Genomic DNA, 22,777 nt, shown 5'->3' with positions numbered 1-22,777 from the left:
ATGAAATTAAAGAGTGTAAAGATTATAGCTGCATCAGTTGCTTTATTAGGAACAGTAGGTTTATTTGCTGGATGTGGGGGAAGTAGTGAGGCTACTTCTTTAAAAGGTGAGATTAAAGTAGATGGATCCTCAACAGTTGCACCTATAACAGAAGCAATGGCAGAAGAGTTTAATGCAGAACATAAAGATGTTAAAATTCCAGTTGGTATTTCAGGAACAGGTGGAGGATTTAAAAGATTTGTTACAGGTGATACAGATATACAGGATGCATCAAGACCTATAAAGACTGAGGAAGAAGAAAAAGCTAAGAAAAATGGAGTAGAATATACTCAATTAAATGTTGCTCTTGATGGAGTAGTTGTAGCTGTAAGCAAAGATAATGATTTTGTAGATTCATTATCAGTAGAAGAGCTTAAAAAAATGTGGGAACCAGGTAGTACAATTAAAACATGGAAAGATTTAAGAGCTGAATGGCCAGAAACACCAATTAAGTTTTATACACCAGGTCCAGATTCAGGGACTTTTGAATTCTTTACAGAAGCTATAGTTGGAAAATCTAAGGCAATGAGAAACGATGTAAATCCTAGTGAAGATGATAATGTATTAGTTCAAGGTGTTGCAGGAGATAAAAGTGCAGTAGGATTCTTTGGATTTGCGTATTATGAAGAAAATCAAGATAAGTTAAAAGCTGTTAAGATAACTAATGAGGGTAAAACAGTTGAGCCTACCTTTGATACTATAAAAGATGGAACATATAAACCACTTTCAAGACCAATATTTATTTATGTAAATAATGCAAGTTTAGAAAAAGCAGAAGTTAAGGCATTTGTTGATTTTTATTTAGAAAATGCTCAAGCTATAGTTCCAGAAGTAGGATATATACCTTTAGGGGATGAAGCTTATGCAAAGGAATTGGAAAAGATAAATAAAGAATAGCAATAGAAAAAGACCGGTAAGGGGACAGTTTTTCCTTACAGGTCTTTTCTGTATAGAATAAATTAAATAGTCCTTTAAGATACCAAAAAAATCTAGGCAATGAAAATTCTCCTAATAGATTATATAAAATATATAACCCAGGAAAAAGTCCATAGGACAACAATAGTTTAACATAGAGATAGATTATTGTAAATAATATCATTTTTTTTATCGTAAAGTTAAGAAAAATAATTAAAAACTTAACATTAGCTTAACTTTAACATTAACTTAGTTAACACAAGAAAATTATAATATAGTTAAGATAAGAAAAGGGGTAATTTTAAATTAGGAGGAAAAAGATGAAGACTAAGGGAGAAAGAATAATAGAAAAAGTATTAAAGGTTTTTGGAATCTTAACTATATTAATAACAGCACTTATTATTATTACTTTATTTGCAGAAGGAGTAAGTTTCTTTAAAGAAGTAAGTATTAAAGAATTCTTCCTAGGAACAGTATGGACACCACTTATACATCCTCAGGAATTCGGAGTATTACCTTTAGTTAATGGTACTTTATTAATTGCGATAGGATCAAGTATAGTAGCACTTCCAATAGGACTAGGGGCTGCTGTATATTTAAGTGAATATGCATCAAAGAAAACTAGAAATATTGTTAAACCAATATTAGAAATATTAGCTGGAATACCTTCAATAGTATATGGTTTTTTTGCTTTAACAGTTATAACACCATTTTTAAAGATATTTATAAAAGATATTCAGATATTTAATGTTCTAAGTGCTAGTATAGCAGTTGGAATAATGATAATTCCTTTAGTATCTTCTTTAAGTGAAGATGCTATGAGTTCTGTTCCAGACATTGTTAAGAATGGTGCCTATGGAATGGGAGCTACTAAATTTGAAGTTATAAGAAAAATAGTATTACCTGCATCAATTTCAGGAATAGTGTCATCATTTATTTTAGCTATATCAAGAGCTATAGGAGAAACAATGATAGTTGCTATTGCAGCTGGGGCTAAACCTCAGATAACATTAAATCCTTTAGAATCAATACAAACAATGACAGGATATATGGTATCAGTAGCAATGGGAGATGTTACTTTTGGATCAATAGAGTATAAAACAATATTTGTTGTAGGTGCTTTATTATTTATAATGACATTTGGATTAAATATTATAGCTAAGAGAATAGTTAAGAAAGGAAAGGTTTATTAGAATGCAAAATATAAGTAATTTTAATGATATAAAAGAAAAAAATCTTTTTAGAAAATATTCAAAAAATAATATTAAAAAAAGAAAAATGATAAACAATATTATGAAAGCACTTATGTTTGCTTGTACAGCATTTGGGATAGTAATGCTACTAATATTACTGGGTTCTATTTTAAAAGATGGACTTAAATATTTAAGTATAGATTTCTTAACAAATTCACCGTCAAGAATAGCTTCAAGAGCAGGTATATTACCAGCAATAGTTGGAAGCTTATTAGTTATATTACTAACAGCAGCAATTTCATTCCCAATAGGAATAGGTGCAGCAGTTTATATAGAAGAATATATGAAAAAGGGAAAATTAAAAAATTTTATAGAGCTTAATATATCAAATCTTGCAGGGGTACCAGCTATAGTTTATGGAATTGTTGGACTAGCATTTTTTGTACAGTTTATGAATCTTGGAAGAGGTATTTTAACAGCGGCCTTAACAATGGCTCTACTTATATTACCAACAATAGTTATTACAGCTCAAGAAGCCTTAAAACAAGTTCCTGATAGTTTAAGAGAAGGTTCATATGCTTTAGGAGTAACTAAGTGGCAAAGTATCACAGGAGTTATTTTACCATTTGCTATGCCAGGAATATTAACAGGAACAATATTATCAATATCAAGAGGACTTGGAGAATCATCACCACTTATTATGGTTGGAGCAGCAAGTTATGTTACTTTCCTACCAGAAGGATTATTCTCATCATATACAACATTACCACTTCAAATATATAACTGGACATCAAGACCACAGCAGCAATTTCAAGAGCTTGCAGCTTCAGGAATTATAGTTTTACTAGTTATATTATTAAGTATGAATGCTTTAGCAATAATTTTAAGAAATAAATATCAAAAGAAGATGGGAAATTAAAGGAGATTAGCTATGGAGACAATTATAAATGTAGAAAATTTAAATTTCTTTTATGGAAAAAAACAAGCACTTAAAAATATAAATATTAAGGTGCCAGAAAATAAAGTAGTAGCTTTAATTGGACCATCAGGATGTGGTAAATCAACATTTTTAAGATGTTTAAATAGAATGAATGATATGATAGAAGAAATAAAGTATGAGGGTAGGATAGAGATAGGTGGAAAAAATATAATTGAAAAAGATACAGATCTTATAAAACTTAGAAAAGAAGTAGGAATGGTATTTCAAAAAGCTAATCCATTTCCTAAGTCAATATATGAAAATATAATTTATGGACCTAAAAGACATGGGATAAAAAATAAAAAGGTTTTAAGTGAAATGGTTGATAAGAGTCTTAAAGATGTTGGACTTTATGAAGAAGTATATGATAGATTAAATTCTTCAGCTTTTGGATTATCAGGAGGGCAGCAGCAAAGACTTTGTATAGCAAGAACAATAGTTGCAAATCCTAATGTAATTTTAATGGACGAACCTACATCAGCCTTAGATCCTATTTCAACTATAAAGATAGAAGAACTTATAGGAGAACTTAAGAAAAAATATACAGTTGTAATAGTTACTCATAATATGGAGCAAGCAGCAAGGGTATCTGATTATACAGGATTTTTCTTAGATGGAGAGCTTGTAGAATTTGATGAAACAGAAGTTATTTTTACAAAGCCTAAAAGAAAAGAAACTGAGGACTATATTTCAGGAAGATTTGGTTAATGATTAATTAAAAGGAGACAGAGATATGTGTAATATAATGAGTGTTAAAGATTTAGAATTGTATTATGGAGAGGTTAAGGCTTTAAAAGGAATTAATATGGACATCAAAAAAAATAAGGTTACTGCATTAATTGGACCATCAGGATGTGGTAAATCAACATTTTTAAGATGTCTTAATAGAATGAATGATGTAATTGAGGGAGTTAAGATAACTGGAGATATAACTTATAATAATAGGGATATACATTGTAATTTTGATGTATTAGAGCTTAGAAAATATATAGGAATGGTATTTCAAAAACCTAATCCATTTCCAATGAGTATATATGAAAATGTTGCATTTGGACTTAGAATACATGGAATAAGTGATAAAAGAATAATAGATGAGATAGTTAGAAAGTCACTTATAAAGGTTGGGCTTTATGAAGAGGTTAAAGCAAGACTTGATAAATCAGCATTAAAACTTTCAGGAGGGCAACAACAAAGACTTTGTATAGCAAGAACTATAGCTATAGAACCAGATGTTATTTTAATGGATGAGCCTACATCAGCATTAGATCCTATATCTACAGCAAAGATAGAAGAGCTTATATCAGAATTAAAGAAAGAATATAGTGTTGTAATAGTAACTCATAATATGCAACAAGCTAGAAGAATTTCAGATTATACAGCTTATTTTTATCAGGGTGAAGTAATTGAATTTGATGAAACTGAAGAAATTTTTACAAATCCTAAAAATGAAGATACAAAAAATTACGTAATGGGAATTAAAAATATTAAGTCTCAAAAAGTGAGTTAATAATTATAAAAGAAAAAACAAGGCGGATGCCTTGTTTTTTTATATTCAACTTAAGTGAAACTAATTCTATTTTAATTCATAAAATTATAGAGATTTACCAGCTTCAATACACTTAGTGATATCTTCATCTTCTGGTGTCATGTTAACAATAAGTGTTCCGATTACATTTGCGTCATATTCTCTCATTGTGTTAGCCCAATTTTCGATGAATTCTCCATCACCCCAGTCATATGATCCGAATAGTAAAACAGGTTTACCAGCAAGCATTGAGCTGATTGATTCTACGAATGGTTCCATTTCATATTCATCTATGTTTTCACAACCCATTGCAGGTGAGCCAAGAACAAGTATATCAGCTTCTGTAGCATCTGATTCTGAAGCGTCACTTACATTAAGTAGTTTAACGTCATTTCCATTTTCTTTAGCACCTTGTGCTATTAAGTTAGCCATGGCTTCTGTGTTACCAGTACCTGACCAATATATTATTGATATTTTTTTCATTTTATTTCACCTCGCGTTATTAATATACCTAAACTAATTTTAAGTGTAATATAGATACACATAATAATCAATAAAAATCTATCAAATTTTATTTTAATTTATATTAAATAAAATGTGACTTTTATATATATATTTATCTTATGATATATAGTTATTAAAAATTACACTTTTTTATTATTAATTTTCTTCACTTGTAGCAATTTCTTCTCTTGAATCATTAATAAGTTCATTTTTAGCAGAACTTCCTGTATTATTCCTCATTTGTTGTATTTCATTTTCAAGTGCTTGTATCATGAAATTAAATCTCTTTTTAATTCTACCTTTGAAAAATATAGCTTGGATTATATGGTTAAATGTATCAAATGTTCCAGTACCAGCTTGTGATTCTTCTAATGTAAGGCGAGTAGTGTTCTCATCAATTTCTTCTAAAGTATATCTACTAATAAAGGTTATATTAGTTTTACTTGTTGTAGTTGTTACCTCATATATTTCATTTTCTATATAATCTGTAATTTCAATATAAGCTTTAGTAGATCTATTAGCATAGTATCCAATATTTTTAGTAGTAGAAGTTCCTTTAGCCTCTTTTGAATTAAATCTAGGAAAATCTTGTTTTGCTTGTTTTTTAAAAATCTTAAATATTTCTTTTCTAGAATATTTAAGCTCAGCTGTATTTTTAAAACTACTTGTTTTCATTTTAATATCCCCCTAAAATCTCATAAATTATATATATATTATACCGTAAAAATATATACAAAGAATGAATAATGAAAATATAATTAATAATTCTAGATAAAAAAATGATATGGGGAAGTCCCCATATCATTTAATTTTATATCAATCTTATTTTATTCTAATTATGCTTCTTGGTTAACATCAATTCTGTTTGAAGCAATAACAAATGGAGCATACATTAATATTGATAATAAGAATGTTCCTGCTGCAACAACAGCTGCTTGCCAGCTACCACCTGTAGCTAAGTAAGCTCCAAATATTGGAGGAGTTGTCCAAGGAGTTTCAGTCATAATCTTACCAGCAAACGGTATCCATTCCGTAAATACATAGGCTATGAATACACAGATTGGAGGTGTTAATACGAATGGTATAAACATAATTGGGTTTAATACCATTGGAAGACCAAATATAACTGGTTCATTGATATTGAATAATCCTGGAGCAAGAGCAAGTTTGAATAATTCTCTTTGTTCTTGTCTCTTTGAGAATAAGTAAATAGCAACTAATAATCCAAGAGTAGCTCCTGATCCACCGTGCATAGCATATACATCAAGGAAGTTTCTTGTTATTGTGTTAGGAATTTCTTGATTGTTTAAAGCAGCTTCCATATTTTCATATAGAGGTGGCTTATACATTGTGTTCATAGCAGGATCTGTCATGTTTGAACCATGAAGTCCGAAGAACCAAAGTAATTGAGCAAGTAATAACATAAAGATATAAGTAATAGGAGATTGTCCTAAACTTACTAATGGTTTTTGGATAACATCTTCTATGCAAGCCATTAATGGTTTGCCTACAAAGTTTGTAAAGATTATACCTATAATACTAAATACTAGTATTGATATACAAGCAGGTAAGATAGCTGAGAAAGCTCTTGATACAGCTGGAGGTACTTGTTCTGGCATTTTAATTGTCCAACCAGCTTTAGTTACTTTAACAAATAATTCTGTAGCAAGCATAGCAACGATAATACCTGTAAACATAGCTCCAGCACCAAGTTCTCCGAAAGCTCCCACATCAATAATACCCCAAAGATCTCCAGAAACTTGAGTCGCTCCATTTAATGCATCTGCAGCAACTTGTACTACTTTTCCATCAGCATCAAGGAATTGTCCTCCATCGAATGCGATACTACGAGTAAGTGTTTCACTAAAAACAGCAAAGAATGCTGCAGTTGATGATAATGCAGCAGCAAGTCCATCAACTTCGTATGATTTAGCAAGGCTATAAGAAATTGAAATAACTAAGAAAATAGTAATAATAGCTATTGTAGCCCACCAAACTCTTCCCATAACAGGAGTGAAATACTTATCGAAGATTGGTTGTACTGAATTTGCATAACCGTCAATTTTATTTAGCATTTTACCGAATACTGAATCAGGTTTAAATATAACGGCATTAAGTAGAGAAGCCATAGCACCAGCCATATTAACAGCAAGAGTAGCGATGAAACCATCTCTAAGTGAACTTAAGTGTCTTTGTGACCCAATAACTGAAGCAACTGGCATAACATGTCTTTCTAGCCAATCACCTAACTTTGTAATAAAGTTCATTATAATTCCCCCTAAAATATTAAATTTTAAAAATAACTGTATATAAATATTATTTTTAACTAATTAATTTGTAATAATTTTTTATATAATAAAAAATAAAGCTAAACTAATTTAATTATTGAATGATTGCTAAAATTATTTCATTAATTTAAGAGCTTGATCTAAAACAGCAGATCCATCTATTTTTCCATAAGCTCTCATATCGATAACTTCGATTGGCTTATTTGGAACAGCAGCTTGAACTTCTCTTAACATAAATCTAACTTGAGGTCCTAAAAGAACTACATCAGCTGTAGCAGCTGTATCTTTATAAGTACCTGAACCTGTAGCAGATATATCTAAATCTAAACCTCTTTCAGCAGCAGCCTTTTGCATTTTAGTAACTAGTAAAGATGTTGACATACCAGCAGAACAAACTAATAATATTTTTTTCATGGTTAAAAAACCCCCTTATAAATTTTGAAATATTTTATAATTTGAAATTAAAAACTAAGATTAAAGAGTATTTAAAATTTTAGTTAATACTATGTTTTAAAAAAACATAATATTAATTTCCTTAAACAGTACTCATGATAAGCTCTAATGAATCTTGTAATATGTTTTCTACTCTTAATAATCCATAGTCCATTCCTTTAACAACAGCAATTGGAATATGCTTATTTTTATTATTGAGTAGTTTTTTAAATTCTTTAAGCTTATAGCCTATTTGAGGAGCAAGTAATATAAGATCATAATCATTTACAACCTTTACATATTGGGCTAAAGGAATTGCTTCAATAGTAATATTTAAATTATTATTGTTTGAAGCATTAAACTCTCTTATATAATCCTCTAGTTTTTTTACTAGTAAGCTTGAAGACATACCAGCACAGCATATAAACAATATTTTCAAAGTTTTATCACCTCTATAATTTAAGGTTTTATTATTTTAAATTTCTCTTATGCCATTTAATATAGCAATAAGCATGCCAAAATTTAGAAAGAGCTTATTTATTTATCTTTTAGATTTTTAGTAAATTAGTGTATAGACAAAAAGATAATGTTTTCATTAAAAAAAATAATAAATATATACAGATTTATGAGAATGCTATACACATTAGTGTTAAAAATAGGAAAATATAATTAATATATTACTTAATTTTTAGATTTAAAAATATAAAATAAAAAAACTGTCTTTTATTAGACAGTTTTTTTAATAAATATTAGGTAATTAGTTAAATTTCTTTGATAGTTCTAAGAATAAAACAAATTTCATCTATATTAAATTTAATTTTAATTATATCTAAATATGATTTAAAGAAAGAATCTAATAGTATATATTCCGAATTATATAGAGATAAAAGTTTTTCTTTTACTTCGCAAATAGGGGATTCTTCTTTGTTATATAATCTTTCCATTGCACAGGCGATATGAATTATTAATCCTATAATTTTATTTTCATCTAAAGAAGAAAAATTATTTTCAACAAATTTTAAGAAGTCCAAAATAAAATGTTTATATATATTTTCATTTATAAAAGGTGTTATTTTATCTTTATGAGCATTTATTATACTAATATAGTTATTTTCTAGATTATTATTTAATAAAGATTTTAGTCTAGAAAGGCTTGTATCATTAAATATCTCTGAAATAGATATAAAAGGAATATCATATATTTCAGGATTAAAGGTACCAACTATTGCGACTATATTTTTGTTCTTTCCAAGACCGTTAACAGTAGAATAAAATTCTTGAATATTATCTATATTTAAAGGTATTATTTGAACATTACTATTTTTAGTATCTAATTTTTTTTGTATCATTTCTTTTAATATTATCGCACTACCTTCTCCAGTAGAACAAACAGTTATTATGATATTATCACTCTTAACTTTGAAATTTTCTTTAAGTGTTTTAACATTAGAGTCAAGGTAATTAAGATGGCTTTCTTGTACAGAATACCAAATATTATCTACATTTTTATCTATTATTGCTTTTCTAGCACATTCAAGCACTGTTAGAGTAGAAGCCATTTCTATAACATTAATTTTAATTCCAGTTTCTTCTTCTATTAATGTAGCAAACATTTTTAGTGACCCCATATCTACTAATAAAAGAACTCCTGCATTTTTATGATTTTCAAGTATTAAGTCCTTAAGTTCTGTATAGGCAACAGTAGCATTTTTATCTAAGCTCATATTATAAGCATAAATATTATGCGCATTTATTAATTTTTTTGCTACATCAACCATTGATGAGGCAGTAGAAGCACCATGCATAGCTACAACAACTATAGGATGATTTATCTCATCAAGGTCTGGATTCTTACCAAGTGTTAAAAACATAGCTATAAAACCAACTTCATCTAAAGGAAGTTTAATGGAAAATTTTTTTTCTATTCTACCTGCAAAACTTAAAGCTAAGGCATATTCATCTCTATGTTCTTCCATAATAGATTTAAGAGTGTTATTAATTATATTTTTACCAGAATTAAGTCTTTTAATAGTTGAATCTATATGAAGGCAAAGACCATAAAAAGTTTTACTAGGAAAAACACGTCCAAGAGTAGATACGGCTGTTTGAAGTAAATCTTCCACTATTTCTATAATATCTGAAGAAACTAGTTTTGCAATTTCATCTTTATTTATATCCTTATCAAAATCAGAAACAAGCTTTTTAAAGTAACTATTTATTTCACTAGAAAGAACTATACTTATATCTTCTTCATCTACACCACGTTCTTGAAAGTTTTGAACTTTATCAGCAATTGATTCATAAAAATTATTAGGAAGTTCACTCTTAACTATTTCTAATAATTCTTCGGAACCATTAGATTTAAAGGATAGTTTCTTATTATCTGGAACTATTTTATCGATCTCTTCCATATGATTTTTGTATAATATAAGTCCTTGTCTAACATGGGGAGCAAAGTCTGTATTATAAAGATTAATAGCTTTTTCACCTTTAGATATACATTTTAAGAATCCATTAGCACAACCAAGTTGTATATCACTTTTAAGTTGTCCTATATTTGAAGGACAGTTATATAATAAAAGACATCTTAAACTATTAGGAGATACTATAATTTCTCTACCAATTCTAGCAGCTTCTATTCTAAGAAATTCACAAATTAAATCAAATCTTTCTTGATAAGTCCTATCTCTAAGTGAAGGGAGTGTTATATTCATAGGCATTCTTCTTCTAAATGTTTGAAGAAGAGTAGTATCAGTATTTTCAGTAGTTGCACAAATAATTAAGACTTCACTTTTTTTAAAATTTTCAGTTTCTCCAAGTGGAGTAAACTCTCCTTTATCCATTAAATAAAAAAGCATTTCTTGTCCTTCTGGAGGTAATCTATGAACTTCATCTAAGAAGAGGATACCTTTATTAGCTCTTTCAACAAAACCAATTTGATCTTTATCTGCTCCCGTATAGGCTCCTTTTTTACATCCAAATAATCTAGCAAGAAGTAATTGTGGGTTATTAGCATAATCAGCACAGTTAAATGAAATGAAAGGTGCTTCAGGCGAATAAATGCTACTTTCAATTGCAAATCTATGCATAAGCTCTGCAAACATAGTTTTACCTACACCAGTTTCTCCAAGTAGCAATGTATTAAGACCATGAGGTGGATAAAGCATAGCTGCCTTAGCTTGTTGAACTGAATTTTTTAAGCTTTTATTACCGCCTATTATATTATCGATGTTTATACTAAAGGTAGTTTTTCTAGAGTTCGAGTTTAGATTTATTTTATATAGAACAGGTTTTCCTTTAATTTTAAGTACTTTTCCTTCGGTATAAAGTTCGTTTAAAATCTTACTTACGTTAGCTCTTTTTATGTCAAGATTATTTGCTATTTCATTTGTTTCACAACCAATTACTGAATCCTTATCTTTAAATTGTTTTTCCGAAGTATCCTTAATATACTTATATACTAATTCCTTATTGGTATAACGTTTCACTCAATCACCTCTCAAAATAAATATGTAATAAAAATATAAATAATCCTTTAGGATAAGAAAAATAAGTAAAAATATCTATAATAAGGTTTTACAGTATAAATGTGTTTAAACTTTGAATGAATTGTGTATAAAAATTTAATTTTAAATATAAACACTTTGAAAAATAATATTTCTAATATTAATATTTAAATACTATTAAGAATATGTATAGTTTAGGTATGGGAATGAAAGAGTCTTTTATTTTAAAATTGTATACAGATTGTATACAGACAAAATAGTTTTATAAATATATATATTAATTATTTTATATGATAAGCCTTTTTTAAATTTTTAGGAGAATATATGGCATGTAAATTGCTTCAATTTAAACATATAAGCAAATTAATAGAACATGTAATCTAAGGGGGATTTAAGAAATGAAAAAATATTTAGTTGTTAGTAAAGGACTTCCTCAGGCAAAAGCATTTGAAAGAGCTGCTAAAGAATATGTTGTGAAAAATAATATATCAGTAGAATGGATTTTTGCAAAGGAAGCAGATTATTTAGATTTAGTTAAAAGTGAAAATGTAGATGTAGTTGTAATTTCACCAGAAGTTATAATTAGTGAAAATAAAATTAAAGCTGAACTTGATATGATAAATGTTAACTATGTTTCAGTAAAACCATCTGATTTTGGACTAAGAAGACTTGATAAGATAATGCCTATTTTAGAGCAATTTTAGAGATAATTTTAATATATGTCACAATAATATTTAGTATTGTGGCATATATTTATTTTTTTTATTTTAGTGTGAGGTAGAGCTATGACAAAATGTCCTAATTGTAATTATAAAATTACACAATCATATGTATCAAAAAGTGAAAATCCAAGTAAAATAAAATGTCCTAAGTGTAGAAAAAAATTAAAGGTTACAGTATTATCAGCTATTATATTTTCATTAATAATGATAATCCCTGTAATAGCTATGAGTTTATTTTTAAAGGGGCTTATTTTAAGATTAATATTAATTTTATTATGGGTATCAATATCATTAAATGTTTTTAGACCTATGGTTTATACATTTAAATTAGAAGAGATTAAAAAATAATTTAAGATTTATAAATAGAAACATTAAATATAGAAATATATTTAATGTTTTTTATTTTCAGAAGTGTTGTTTTAATCATGTTCAATGTACTATAAAGTGATAATTAATAGTATAATTTATAATTCTATGATTTTAGATAAATAAATATTCCTTTTAAGTAACATATTTATTATTTAAAAAATATCATAGTAAGGAAGAAATAATTGAAGGGTGATAAAAGCTATGAATCCAAATGATTTTTATGAAATGTATGAAGATGATCGTAAGAAAATGAATAAAAAAGAATATGCCAGAGCATATATAAGACTTCAAAAATTCGAAAACTTATTTAAATGTGTAGATGGTTTTTATAAAGGAACAATATTTAAAGATTTATATCAACCATATAAATCAAAGGAAAAAAGAGAATTTTAATGAGGTGATTATATTATGTCAAGGAATGATTTATTAGAGAAATTTAGAATATATCAATTTGTATGTGTAGAATTAAATTTATTTTTAGATAACTTCCCTGAAGATGAAATAGCTGCGATGAAATATGATGAAGTTTCTAGAGAAGCAGATAAAGTTAGAAAAGAGTATGAGGAAAATTATGGACCTTTAACTAACTTTGGTTCAGCTTTTTTTGAATGCCCAGTTGCTTGGACTGATGAACCATGGCCATGGGAAAGTAGATAAGGAGGGGTAGTTATGTGGTATTATGTTAAAACATTAGAATATCCAGTGGATATAAAGAAGAAAGATTTAAAAATGGCTAAGTATTTAATATCTCAATATGGAGGACCAGATGGAGAGCTTTCAGCAGCTTTAAGATATTTAAATCAAAGATATACTATGCCAACAGGAAAGTCTAAGGGACTTTTAACAGACATAGGAACAGAAGAACTTGCTCATGTAGAAATGATAGCATCTATGATATACCAACTTGTGAAGGATGCAACAGTTGAAGAACTTGAAGAAGTAGGCCTCGGAGCAAGATACGTTGACCATGGTAGATCTTTATTTTATACAGATGCAGCAGGAGTTCCATGGACTGCGACATATATACAAGCAAAAGATGATCCAGTAGCAGATATACATGAGGATATGGCTGCTGAACAAAAAGCTCGTGCAACTTATGAACATTTAATAAATTTAACTGATGATAACGATGTTAAAGATGTATTAAAGTTTTTAAGAACTAGAGAAATTGTGCACTACCAAAGATTTGGTGAAGCTTTAATGGATATACAAGATAAACCTAAAAAGTGTTAATTGATAAAAAAGAGTAGTCAATTATAATTTGACTACTCTTTTTTATTTTATTTTAATTTGAATGAGCTCTTTAGAGGAACTATTCTATTGAATACTAATTTTTCAGGAGTTGTATCCTTAGGATCAACATTAAAGAAACCATTTCTTACTAATTGAACTTTATCTTGTTTATCAAATGTTTTAGCTGATAATTCGATAAATCCTTGTTTAACTTCTAATGAGTTAGGATTTATGTTTTCTAAGAAATCAGCACTTTCATTTTCTTCTGAATCAATTATTAGTGGCTCATATAATCTAAATTCAGCAGGTAAGCAGTTATTAGCATCTACCCAGTGGATAGTTCCTTTAACTTTTCTTCCTGTAAATCCTGATCCACTCTTTGTTTCAGGGTCATAAGTACAGTGAAGTTCTTTTATACTTCCGTCTTCATTTTTTATAACTTCGTTACATGTGATAAAGTATGCTCCGATAAGTCTTACTTCATTACCTGGATATAATCTGAAGTATTTTTTTACTGGTTCTTCCATGAAATCTTCAGCATCTATATATATTTCTCTTGAGAATGAGATAGTTCTCTTACCGTAATATTTGTTTTTAGGGTTGTTAGGCATAACAACTTCTTCGCTTTGACCTTCTGGGTAATTAGTAATAACTACTTTAATTGGGTCTATTACAGCCATAGTTCTAAGAACTTTATCATCTAAATCTTCTCTTATGAAGTAATCAAGCATTTGTGAATCTACAGTTGAAGTAGCTTTAGCAACACCAATTTCTTTACAGAACTTTCTTATAGATTCTGGAGTGAATCCTCTTCTTCTAAGCCCAGCAATTGTAGGCATTCTTGGATCATCCCAACCATCAACTATTTTATTATCAACTAATTGTTTAAGTTTTCTTTTACTCATAACAGTATTTGTAAGATTTAATCTTGCAAATTCTATTTGTCTAGGAGTTGATTCCATTTCACATTCTCTTACAAACCAATCATATAAAGGTCTATGATCTTCAAATTCAAGAGTACATATTGAATGTGTAATTCCTTCTATTGCATCTTCTAGTGGGTGAGCAAAATCATACATTGGGTAAACACACCATTTATCTCCTGTATTGTGGTGAGTTGCATGTGAAATTCTATACATTATAGGATCTCTAAAGTTTATATTTGGAGAAGCCATATCAATTTTAGCTCTTAATACTTTACTTCCATCTTCAAATTCACCATTTTTCATTCTTTCAAATAAATCAAGGTTTTCTTCAACACTTCTGTTTCTATAAGGACTTTCCTTACCAGGACTTGTTAATGTTCCTCTATATTCTTTGATTTGTTCAGGAGTTAATTCACAAACATAAGCTAAACCTTTTTTTATTAGAAGTACTGCTTTTTCATACATTATATCGAAGTAATTAGAAGCAAAGAATAAGTTATCCCATTCATAACCTAGCCATTTAACGTCTTCTTTAATTGATTCAACGTATTCTACTTCTTCTTTAGTAGGGTTTGTATCATCAAATCTTAAATTTGTTTTTCCGTTAAACTCATCTCCAAGTTCAAAATTTAAACAAATAGATTTTGCATGCCCTATGTGTAAATATCCATTTGGTTCTGGTGGAAAACGAGTAATTATTTCATCGTGTTTTTTGCTTTCAATGTCATCAATTATTATATTTCTAATAAAGTTTGATGATGTAGGCGTGTTTGACATTCTTATCATCCCTTTTCTAACAGTATTTATATAAATTTTAATATAACATAAATTTAAAAAACTATCTACAATATATCGGTTAAATTCTTGATTATTAAGACCTTCAAAGAAATTTTATTTATTTTTTAAATTTTTCTTTTTAATAGTTTTAAAATAAAAAACTACTAAAACACTAATAGGAACTATAAGTAAGGTAAATAAAAATATTATTTGGAAATATTTAAGTAAAACAAATAATGCATAAGTATTTCTAGCAGTAAAATAAGAGGCGATAAATACTATACTTGAGATAATAGCTGCGAATATTGTTTTATTTTGTATAACTTTCTTCCAAAGAATATATAAGGAACTAAAGGCTAATAAATATTTACCAATCCATACAAATGAAATATATACTATTGAAAAAAACTCACCATTTTCTCCTATACCTTCATAAAAGATTCTTTGAGCTAATATGTAGTTAGGATAATATAAATTGGAAGCTCTAAGTGGACCCACCCCTGTAATTATGCCAGTAAGAATCCAAACTATTAAGAAACAAGCAAATGCATATGATGACATTATAAGTTTATTAAAGCCTTTCTTATTTTTATTAACTACAATATGTAGTATAGAAAGTATAACAAGTGAGCTAGAAAGTGAACCAATAAACAGTAGACCACAAATAATATATTCAGTAATTGACTTATCCATTCTTATTGGAAATAGATAATAAAGTGTCTTATATCTAAGTGTAAGAATACTTAAAAATAAGTTTGAAGCTACTGCACATGGTGTTGCTATACAAATAGTTGTTATTATTGCAGAAAGACTCTTAGTAGAAATATAAAAAGTAGTCAGAGTAAATAAAATAAGACAATACCATACAGGAGTTTCTATAAATAAAATTGTATGTAATGAATTACTAGTAACTGATGCAGCTTCTATACAAGCTAAAAGTAAGCCAAGTGAAAATATAAATATAACAACCTTACTAGCTTTTGTACCTATAACATCTTTAGAAATATCAAGTACTCTATATCTTCCATCTTTTCTTAGCATTTTTAGTATAAATGATAGTAATATTCCAAATATGATAATTGATATAAGACATATTAACCAAGTATTTCTTCCACCAAATTTAATAAATACTGATGGATATGTTCCAATTGAAATAATGGTTGATGTAATTATTATGAATATAAGGTTTTTGGGTTTTGTACGTTCCATTATATAACCTCCACTATTTTTAAAGTAAAACCAAAAATATTAAAAATTTTAATTAATAAAGTTATTATTAGCAAAATAATGAATATTAATCAGGACTTAGATAAATACTGAATATTAGGTGATTGATATGAATAAAGATTTAGAATTTATAAAAGAGACTCTTAAGGATTCATTTGATATTAAGTATAGAGAAATTAACTCTATGTTAGGTAAAGCGACTATAGTATTTGCTGATGTACTTTGTTCAACAACATTTATAAGTGACTATATAGTTAAGCCATTAATTAAAGAAAAAAGAGATGATATAAATACACAAGAGGATATTATCTCTAAGGTTCTACAAATAAATATAGTTGATTTTGCTAAAGACAAGGATGATGCTGTATTTCATATAATATCTGGAGATGCAGTAATAGTATTTGAAGAATATGAAAAGATAATTTATTGTGAGACAAAAAGTTTTGCAAAAAGATCTATAGGAATCCCCCTAACAGAATCTGTTATTAAAGGTCCTAGAGAAGGGTTCTCAGAAGCATTTGTAGATAATGTAGCTCTAATTAGAAGAAGGATAAAAAATAAGGATTTAAAGTTTGAGGCAATGTTTTTAGGAGAGAATTCACAAACTGTTGTATGTTTAACATATATAGATGGATTAGCTCCTAAGAAATTAGTTAATCAAGTTAGAGAAAAAATAAAAAATTTAAATTATAGTTTTATTTTGGATACTAATTATATAGAAACAGAGCTTAGAGCTAAAAAAACACTTTTTGATACAGTTGGATATACAGAAAAAGCTGATGAATTATCATCAAAGGTTTTAGAAGGAAGAGTTGCTGTTCTAGTTGATGGAACTCCATTTGTAATAACAGTACCATATTTCTTTTTAGAAAACTTTCAAAATCCAGATGACTATTATTTAAATAGATATTTTGTTATGTTTTCAAGAACTTTAAGATATCTTGGATTTTTTATAGCTATGTTTTTACCAGGATTTTATGTAGCACTTATAACTTATCATTTTTCTATGATACCATCATTGTTTGTATTTAGACTTGCAGTTTCTAGGGCAGGAGTCCCATTTCCTGTATTTTTAGAAGTAATAATTATGATGATATTTTTTCAACTTATTAGAGAAGCAGGACTTAGATTACCACAGCCTATAGGCTCAGCAATGAGTATAGTTTCTGCCTTGATTTTAGGGGATGCAGCGGTTGGAGCTGGAGTAGCATCAAGAATAACAATATTAATAGTTGCTATAAGTTCTTTATGTTATTTTCTTATACCTAAGGCTTATAATGCAGTATCAGTATGGTCAATATTAATTGTTATAGCTTCAGCACTTTTAGGGCTTCCAGCATTTTTATTTATAACATTAGCTTTATTAGCTCATTTAGGAGATTTACGAAGTGTTGACTATCCATTTTTATTCCCTTTAGCTACTTTAAAAGATTACAGATTTAGAGATGTAATTTTTAGGGGAAAGTTAAATAGAATTTCTAAGAAGGTAATTGATAATGATGAAGAAAATAATAATTAGTATATTAGTAGTTATTTTATTTGGGGGAAATTTTATATCTTGTTATAACTATAGAGATATAAATAAAGTTACTTTTGTAACCTGTGCAGTTTTTGACTATAACGACTTAGGAGAAGTAGATATTTATGCAGATTGTGTAAAAGGTTATAGAAGTTCTAATGAAAGTTCTGAAAAGGGTAAAAGACTTATATATAAAGGTTCAGGAAAAACTGTATTAGAAGCTATTAGAAGTATAAATGTTGCTACAAGCTCTAAGCTTAATTTTACTCAATGTAAGGCCTTTGTATTTACTGAAAGATTAGCCTTAACTGGTATATCTAAATATGTAGATATCATGAATAAGGATCAGGAGTTTCTTATTAGACCATATATGTTTGTTTTAGCAGGAAGTCCAGAAGAGCTTCTTAAAGGTGTTGAAGGTGATGAAGAGTATATAGGGATTTTTATAAATGAATTAGTTGTAAAAACAGCAAAAGATTCTAAAGTTATAGCAATGAATGTAAATGATTATTTAAATAGAAGAGAAAATAAGGAATCAGTTAATATTTTAGGAGTTTTAAATATAAAACCAGATGTAAATGGAAATAGATTAGAACTTAAGGGTGGAGCAGCTATGAAAAATGATATTATGGTTGCTAGGATAGGTGAATCAGAAAGTATGAATTATAATTTATTAACTGATAAAATTGAAACAGGTAATTTAGAAGTTACTAATCCTGAAAACCCAGATTCATTTATTAGTTTAGAGCTTTTAAATAGTGGAGTAAAGTCAAAAATCTTATATGAAGATGGTAAGATAATTTTACATAAAAAGATAAAGGTTACTTGTTCTATAGATGAATCTCAAGAAAGGCTTATTGTGGATAATCAGCTTATTAATCATATAACTAAAATTGCCCAAAGTAATATATCAGAGTATAGTACTACAATGTTTAATTATTATAAAAAGCGTGGTGTAGATATTTTAAATGTAGCTGATTTATTTGAAAAAAAATATCCTAATGTAAATCTAGATAAGTCAGTTATTGAACTTGCAGAAGTTAAAGTAGATGTTGATTTAAATATTATAGGAGGAAGTGTAGGAAATAATACTTATTAACTTGATATTGATAATATAATATTGTAAAATAAATGATACAAATGAAAATATTGGATGGTTGAATTCTGGGGGACATATGAAAGATTATAAAGAGCTTTATGAGAAATTGAATAGTGAATTTCAAAGTTATCAAATATTTGCAGAAAATAGATTACAAAATTTAAATTGGGCTAACAGAGAGCTTGAAAGGAAGTTATCTATCTTTGTAAATATAGTTGAGGTGAATAAGTATATAAATTCGTATATATCTGATGCAAATTTACTTGCTATGATAAATGATATGATAGTTGGTATACTTGGAGTAACTTATTCGACAATACATTTAATGCAGCATGACTGTTTAGTAGCTAAGACAACTAATTTAGGAGATTTAGAAAATACAAAAATTCATTATTCATTAGAAGAGCTTAGTACTAGAAAATCATTTATTAAAAATGATAAAGAAGGAATATTTAAAAATAGTACAGATAGAAAAAATATTAATTCTTTAATGGCTGTTCCAATTTATATAAAGGAAACTATTATAGGATATATAATAGTTGAACATATTTATTATAGTTTCTTTAGGGATGAAGATATAAACTTTGTTAGTGCAATATCTAATCAAGTAGCTATAGCTATAGAAAATAGTATACTTTATAAAAAGATACAGAATTCTGCTGAAAGAGATAGTTTTTTAAATATCTATAATAGAAAACATTTTTATCATTTAGTAGATAATGAGGTATTAAATAATACAGATAATCTCTATTCCTTAGTTATGTGTGATATAGATAATTTTAAGCTAGTAAATGATACATATGGTCATCAGGTTGGGGACTTAGTTTTAAAAAATGTAGTAAAAATTATAGAATCTAATCTTGATAATCAAGATATTTTAGCTAGATATGGTGGAGAAGAAATAATTATTCTAATAAGAAGTTCTTATACTAAGAGTCTTGCTATAAAAAAAGTAGAAAAAATGAGAAAAGAAATCGAAACAAGTTATATTAATTTAGAGGGAAATCAAAAAGTTAATGTTACTACTAGTTTTGGAATGAGCTTTTCTGATGATTTAGATATTAAAGATAAGTCAGGGAAGATAGTTATAGATAAGATAATTAAAAAGGCTGATGATAACTTATACATAGTAAAGAGAACAGGAAAAAATAAAGTTAAATTTTAGCTGTAAGTAGTAAAAATAATTATAGTTTAAATAAAAGACGTACTATTTAAGTAATAGTACGTTTTTTTATAATTTTAAATCTATTTTTATAAATATAGTATGATTATTAATTTAGTTTAATATAATAATTTTACAAATAAAAAAGTGGAAAGAAATAAATTGAAAAAAATGTGATTTTTTATTTAGGTATAAGAATATAATAAAGTATGAGATACTAGTTAATAAAATATGCATTATACGTTTAATAATTGTATTGAGGTGATTCGAAAAGGTAGTTAAAAGAATAGAAAAATTTATAGATAATAAATAGATATAAACTATTTAATTAAATACATTAGTTTATTAAAATTGAATAATCTTAAATAACAAAATAATTCTCTAAAAAATGAAAAAGGGGTGTTTTTAGATGGTAAAAGTATTTTGTAATAAAAGAGGAAGTGGAAAGAGCAAAAACCTTACTGATTTAGCAAACTCTAATGTTAGTAAGCTAAGAGGAAATTCTGTTTTTATTGATAATAATAGTAAAAGAATTTTTACTATCAATCCAAGAATAAGATTTATATCAATGGATGAATTTCCAGTCAAATCCGCTTGCGAATTTTCAGCATTTCTTTATGGAATACTATCTAAGGACTATGATGTAGAAAATATTTATATAGATAATTTATGTAGTATTTTACAATGTAAATTTAATGTTAGTGATTTAAGTGAGTTTTTAAGTGATTTAAATAAATTGAGCAATAAATATAATGTAAACGTATTTATAAATATCCATAATGATGGAGAAAGACTACCAGAGGTTTTAAAACAATATACAGCCTAATTTATATTAAGGAGATATCTAGATTTTATGATATCTTCTTTGTTTTTGGAAATTAAAAATAAAAGAATTCTATATTTTAGAAATATTCTTGTGAATTAAGGTGATAAACTATATACTATAATTATGTCTTTAAAGAGATAGCAATTTTAAAATGAAATTTAAAAATAAGTTTTACAGGAGGTAGTAAGAATGGCAAATGTTTTAGACACTCTTATAGAGCGTGGATACATAAAACAATTTACTCATGAAGATGAGACAAGAGAACTTTTAGAAAAGGAAAAAGTAACATTCTATATAGGCTTTGATCCTACAGCTGATAGTTTACATGTTGGACATTTCATAGCAATGATGTTTATGGCACATATGCAAAGAGCTGGTCATAAACCAATAGCCCTAATTGGTGGTGGAACAGCTATGATTGGTGATCCAAGTGGTAAAACTGATATGAGAAAAATGATGACTAAAGAAACTATACAACACAACGTTGATTCAATAAAGAAGCAAATGGAAAGATTTATAGACTTTAGTGATGATAAGGCGATACTTGTAAATAATGCAGATTGGTTATTAAATCAAAATTATGTTGAATTTATAAGAGATATCGGAATTCATTTCTCAGTAAACAGAATGCTTACAGCAGAAGCTTTTAAACAAAGACTTGAAAGAGGACTTTCATTCTTAGAATTTAACTATATGTTAATGCAAGCATTTGATTTCTATGAATTAAATAGAAAGTATGATTGTAAGTTACAACTTGGTGGAGATGACCAATGGTCAAATATGATTGCTGGTGTTGAACTTATAAGAAGAAAATCACAAAAGAATGCTCAAGCAATGACATGTACATTACTTACAAATTCAGAAGGACAAAAAATGGGTAAAACAGTAAGTGGAGCTTTATGGCTTGACCCTGAAAAAACTACACCATATGATTTCTACCAATACTGGAGAAATGTTGCTGATGCAGACGTAGAAAAATGCTTAAAGCTTATAACATTTGTTCCTATGGATGAAGTAAGAAGACTTTCAGCTTTAGAAGGTTCAGCTATAAATGAAGCTAAAAAGGTTCTTGCATTTGAAGTAACAAAACTTGTTCACGGTGAAGAAGAAGCTAAGAAGGCTCAAGAAGCAGCAGAAAGCTTATTTGGAGCAGGTGGAAACATGGATAATGTTCCTACAATTGAAATATCAAAAGAAGATTTAGGAACAGAATTACTAGATGTTCTTACTAACAATGAAGTATTTAAGTCAAAAGGTGAAGGTAGAAGACTTATAATGCAAGGTGGAGTATCAGTAAATGATGTGAAACTTGAAGATCCTAAGAAACTTATAGAAGAATCAGATTTCAAAGATGATATGATTCTTGTTAAAAGAGGAAAGAAGAAATTCTATAAAATAATAATAGCATAATTAGTTTAAGAAGGACTGTCTATTTTAGGACAGTTCTTTTTAATTTATCGAAATATTATCTGCTATAAATTTTATATTTTAAATTTACGATATTAATTTATAAAGGATAAATTTAGTGGAGGAATA

Annotated in this window: 23 protein-coding genes; 15 read left to right on the top strand and 8 right to left on the bottom strand. The window is 27.7% G+C overall.

Annotated features, from left to right (window positions below; all coding sequences use genetic code 11):
- The 5 genes from BN8917_RS12090 to pstB (BN8917_RS12070) all read left to right on the top strand — a co-directional run bounded on the left by BN8917_RS12090 (position 1) and on the right by pstB (BN8917_RS12070) (position 4,633).
- A complete protein-coding gene (locus tag BN8917_RS12090; protein ID WP_066874735.1) occupies positions 1-936 on the top strand; it encodes a PstS family phosphate ABC transporter substrate-binding protein in 936 nt (311 codons plus the stop codon).
- Positions 937-1,274: 338 nt separating this feature from the next.
- Positions 1,275-2,147 carry a phosphate ABC transporter permease subunit PstC gene (gene pstC / locus BN8917_RS12085; RefSeq protein WP_066874733.1) on the top strand — a complete coding sequence of 291 codons (873 nt, stop codon included), beginning with the start codon at positions 1,275-1,277 and terminating at the stop codon, positions 2,145-2,147.
- 1 nt (position 2,148) lies between these two features.
- Entirely contained in the window at positions 2,149-3,066 is a 918-nt protein-coding gene (pstA, locus tag BN8917_RS12080) for a phosphate ABC transporter permease PstA (RefSeq protein ID WP_084748638.1), read from the top strand.
- Between the two features lie 12 nt (positions 3,067-3,078).
- Positions 3,079-3,834, top strand: a complete 756-nt coding sequence (pstB, locus tag BN8917_RS12075; RefSeq protein WP_066874728.1) for a phosphate ABC transporter ATP-binding protein PstB — start codon at positions 3,079-3,081, stop codon at positions 3,832-3,834.
- Between the two features lie 25 nt (positions 3,835-3,859).
- Positions 3,860-4,633, top strand: a complete 774-nt coding sequence (gene pstB, locus BN8917_RS12070; RefSeq protein WP_066874727.1) for a phosphate ABC transporter ATP-binding protein PstB — start codon at positions 3,860-3,862, stop codon at positions 4,631-4,633.
- Between the two features lie 84 nt (positions 4,634-4,717).
- Here the strand turns inward: pstB (BN8917_RS12070) and BN8917_RS12065 are convergent, their stop codons facing one another.
- The 6 genes from BN8917_RS12065 to BN8917_RS12040 form a co-directional block, all read right to left on the bottom strand.
- Positions 4,718-5,134 (bottom strand): flavodoxin, encoded by a 417-nt coding sequence (locus BN8917_RS12065; RefSeq protein ID WP_066874726.1) that lies wholly within the window; start codon positions 5,132-5,134, stop codon positions 4,718-4,720.
- A gap of 177 nt (positions 5,135-5,311) precedes the next feature.
- Positions 5,312-5,830, bottom strand: coding sequence for a DUF3284 domain-containing protein (locus BN8917_RS12060; RefSeq protein WP_066874724.1), 519 nt, complete (start codon positions 5,828-5,830; stop codon positions 5,312-5,314).
- 161 nt (positions 5,831-5,991) lie between these two features.
- A complete protein-coding gene (locus BN8917_RS12055) occupies positions 5,992-7,422 on the bottom strand; it encodes a PTS sugar transporter subunit IIC (protein WP_084748637.1) in 1,431 nt (476 codons plus the stop codon).
- A 135-nt stretch (positions 7,423-7,557) separates the two neighbouring features.
- On the bottom strand, positions 7,558-7,857 hold the full coding sequence (locus BN8917_RS12050) for a PTS sugar transporter subunit IIB (RefSeq protein ID WP_066874720.1): 300 nt from the start codon (positions 7,855-7,857) through the stop codon (positions 7,558-7,560).
- A gap of 121 nt (positions 7,858-7,978) precedes the next feature.
- Positions 7,979-8,314: a PTS sugar transporter subunit IIB gene (locus tag BN8917_RS12045; RefSeq protein ID WP_084748635.1), complete on the bottom strand. Its 336-nt coding sequence runs from the start codon at positions 8,312-8,314 to the stop codon at positions 7,979-7,981.
- Between the two features lie 322 nt (positions 8,315-8,636).
- Positions 8,637-11,363, bottom strand: a complete 2,727-nt coding sequence (locus BN8917_RS12040) for a sigma-54-dependent transcriptional regulator (RefSeq protein ID WP_066874719.1) — start codon at positions 11,361-11,363, stop codon at positions 8,637-8,639.
- Positions 11,364-11,779: 416 nt separating this feature from the next.
- On the opposite strand from BN8917_RS12040, the gene BN8917_RS12035 reads away from it, so the two are divergent.
- From BN8917_RS12035 to BN8917_RS12015, 5 genes are all read left to right on the top strand, one after another.
- On the top strand, positions 11,780-12,085 hold the full coding sequence (locus tag BN8917_RS12035) for a hypothetical protein (RefSeq protein WP_066874718.1): 306 nt from the start codon (positions 11,780-11,782) through the stop codon (positions 12,083-12,085).
- 81 nt (positions 12,086-12,166) lie between these two features.
- Complete coding sequence (locus tag BN8917_RS12030) at positions 12,167-12,451, top strand: hypothetical protein (RefSeq protein WP_066874717.1); 285 nt, start codon at positions 12,167-12,169, stop codon at positions 12,449-12,451.
- 222 nt (positions 12,452-12,673) lie between these two features.
- Entirely contained in the window at positions 12,674-12,865 is a 192-nt protein-coding gene (locus BN8917_RS12025) for a spore coat associated protein CotJA (RefSeq protein WP_066874715.1), read from the top strand.
- 15 nt (positions 12,866-12,880) lie between these two features.
- Complete coding sequence (locus tag BN8917_RS12020; protein ID WP_066874714.1) at positions 12,881-13,129, top strand: spore coat protein CotJB; 249 nt, start codon at positions 12,881-12,883, stop codon at positions 13,127-13,129.
- Between the two features lie 12 nt (positions 13,130-13,141).
- Entirely contained in the window at positions 13,142-13,705 is a 564-nt protein-coding gene (locus BN8917_RS12015; RefSeq protein WP_066874713.1) for a manganese catalase family protein, read from the top strand.
- Positions 13,706-13,752: 47 nt separating this feature from the next.
- Here the strand turns inward: BN8917_RS12015 and BN8917_RS12010 are convergent, their stop codons facing one another.
- Both BN8917_RS12010 and BN8917_RS12005 read right to left on the bottom strand, forming a co-directional pair.
- The gene (locus BN8917_RS12010) at positions 13,753-15,408 is read right to left on the bottom strand and encodes a glutamine--tRNA ligase/YqeY domain fusion protein (protein ID WP_066874712.1); all 1,656 of its coding nucleotides are present in this window, start codon (positions 15,406-15,408) and stop codon (positions 13,753-13,755) included.
- 114 nt (positions 15,409-15,522) lie between these two features.
- Positions 15,523-16,617, bottom strand: a complete 1,095-nt coding sequence (locus tag BN8917_RS12005) for a GerAB/ArcD/ProY family transporter (RefSeq protein WP_066874711.1) — start codon at positions 16,615-16,617, stop codon at positions 15,523-15,525.
- A 127-nt stretch (positions 16,618-16,744) separates the two neighbouring features.
- Here BN8917_RS12005 and BN8917_RS12000 point away from each other — a divergent pair, with 127 nt between their 5' ends.
- The 5 genes from BN8917_RS12000 (at position 16,745) to tyrS (ending at position 22,651) form a co-directional block, all read left to right on the top strand.
- The gene (locus BN8917_RS12000) at positions 16,745-18,154 is read left to right on the top strand and encodes a spore germination protein (RefSeq protein ID WP_066874710.1); all 1,410 of its coding nucleotides are present in this window, start codon (positions 16,745-16,747) and stop codon (positions 18,152-18,154) included.
- Complete coding sequence (locus BN8917_RS11995; RefSeq protein ID WP_066874708.1) at positions 18,132-19,253, top strand: Ger(x)C family spore germination protein; 1,122 nt, start codon at positions 18,132-18,134, stop codon at positions 19,251-19,253. Before BN8917_RS12000 ends, BN8917_RS11995 begins: the two co-directional genes overlap by 23 nt.
- A gap of 76 nt (positions 19,254-19,329) precedes the next feature.
- On the top strand, positions 19,330-20,418 hold the full coding sequence (locus tag BN8917_RS11990; RefSeq protein ID WP_066874707.1) for a sensor domain-containing diguanylate cyclase: 1,089 nt from the start codon (positions 19,330-19,332) through the stop codon (positions 20,416-20,418).
- 406 nt (positions 20,419-20,824) lie between these two features.
- Positions 20,825-21,241: a hypothetical protein gene (locus BN8917_RS11985; protein ID WP_066874706.1), complete on the top strand. Its 417-nt coding sequence runs from the start codon at positions 20,825-20,827 to the stop codon at positions 21,239-21,241.
- A gap of 189 nt (positions 21,242-21,430) precedes the next feature.
- Positions 21,431-22,651, top strand: coding sequence for a tyrosine--tRNA ligase (gene tyrS / locus BN8917_RS11980; protein WP_066874705.1), 1,221 nt, complete (start codon positions 21,431-21,433; stop codon positions 22,649-22,651).
- Positions 22,652-22,777: the final 126 nt, after the last annotated feature.

The sequence above is a fragment of the Clostridium mediterraneense genome (assembly GCF_900091705.1).
Taxonomy (GTDB): Bacteria; Bacillota; Clostridia; order Clostridiales; family Clostridiaceae; genus Sarcina; species Sarcina mediterraneense.
Note: the sequence above shows the minus strand (reverse complement) of the source record. Positions and strands in the feature narration are given on the sequence as shown.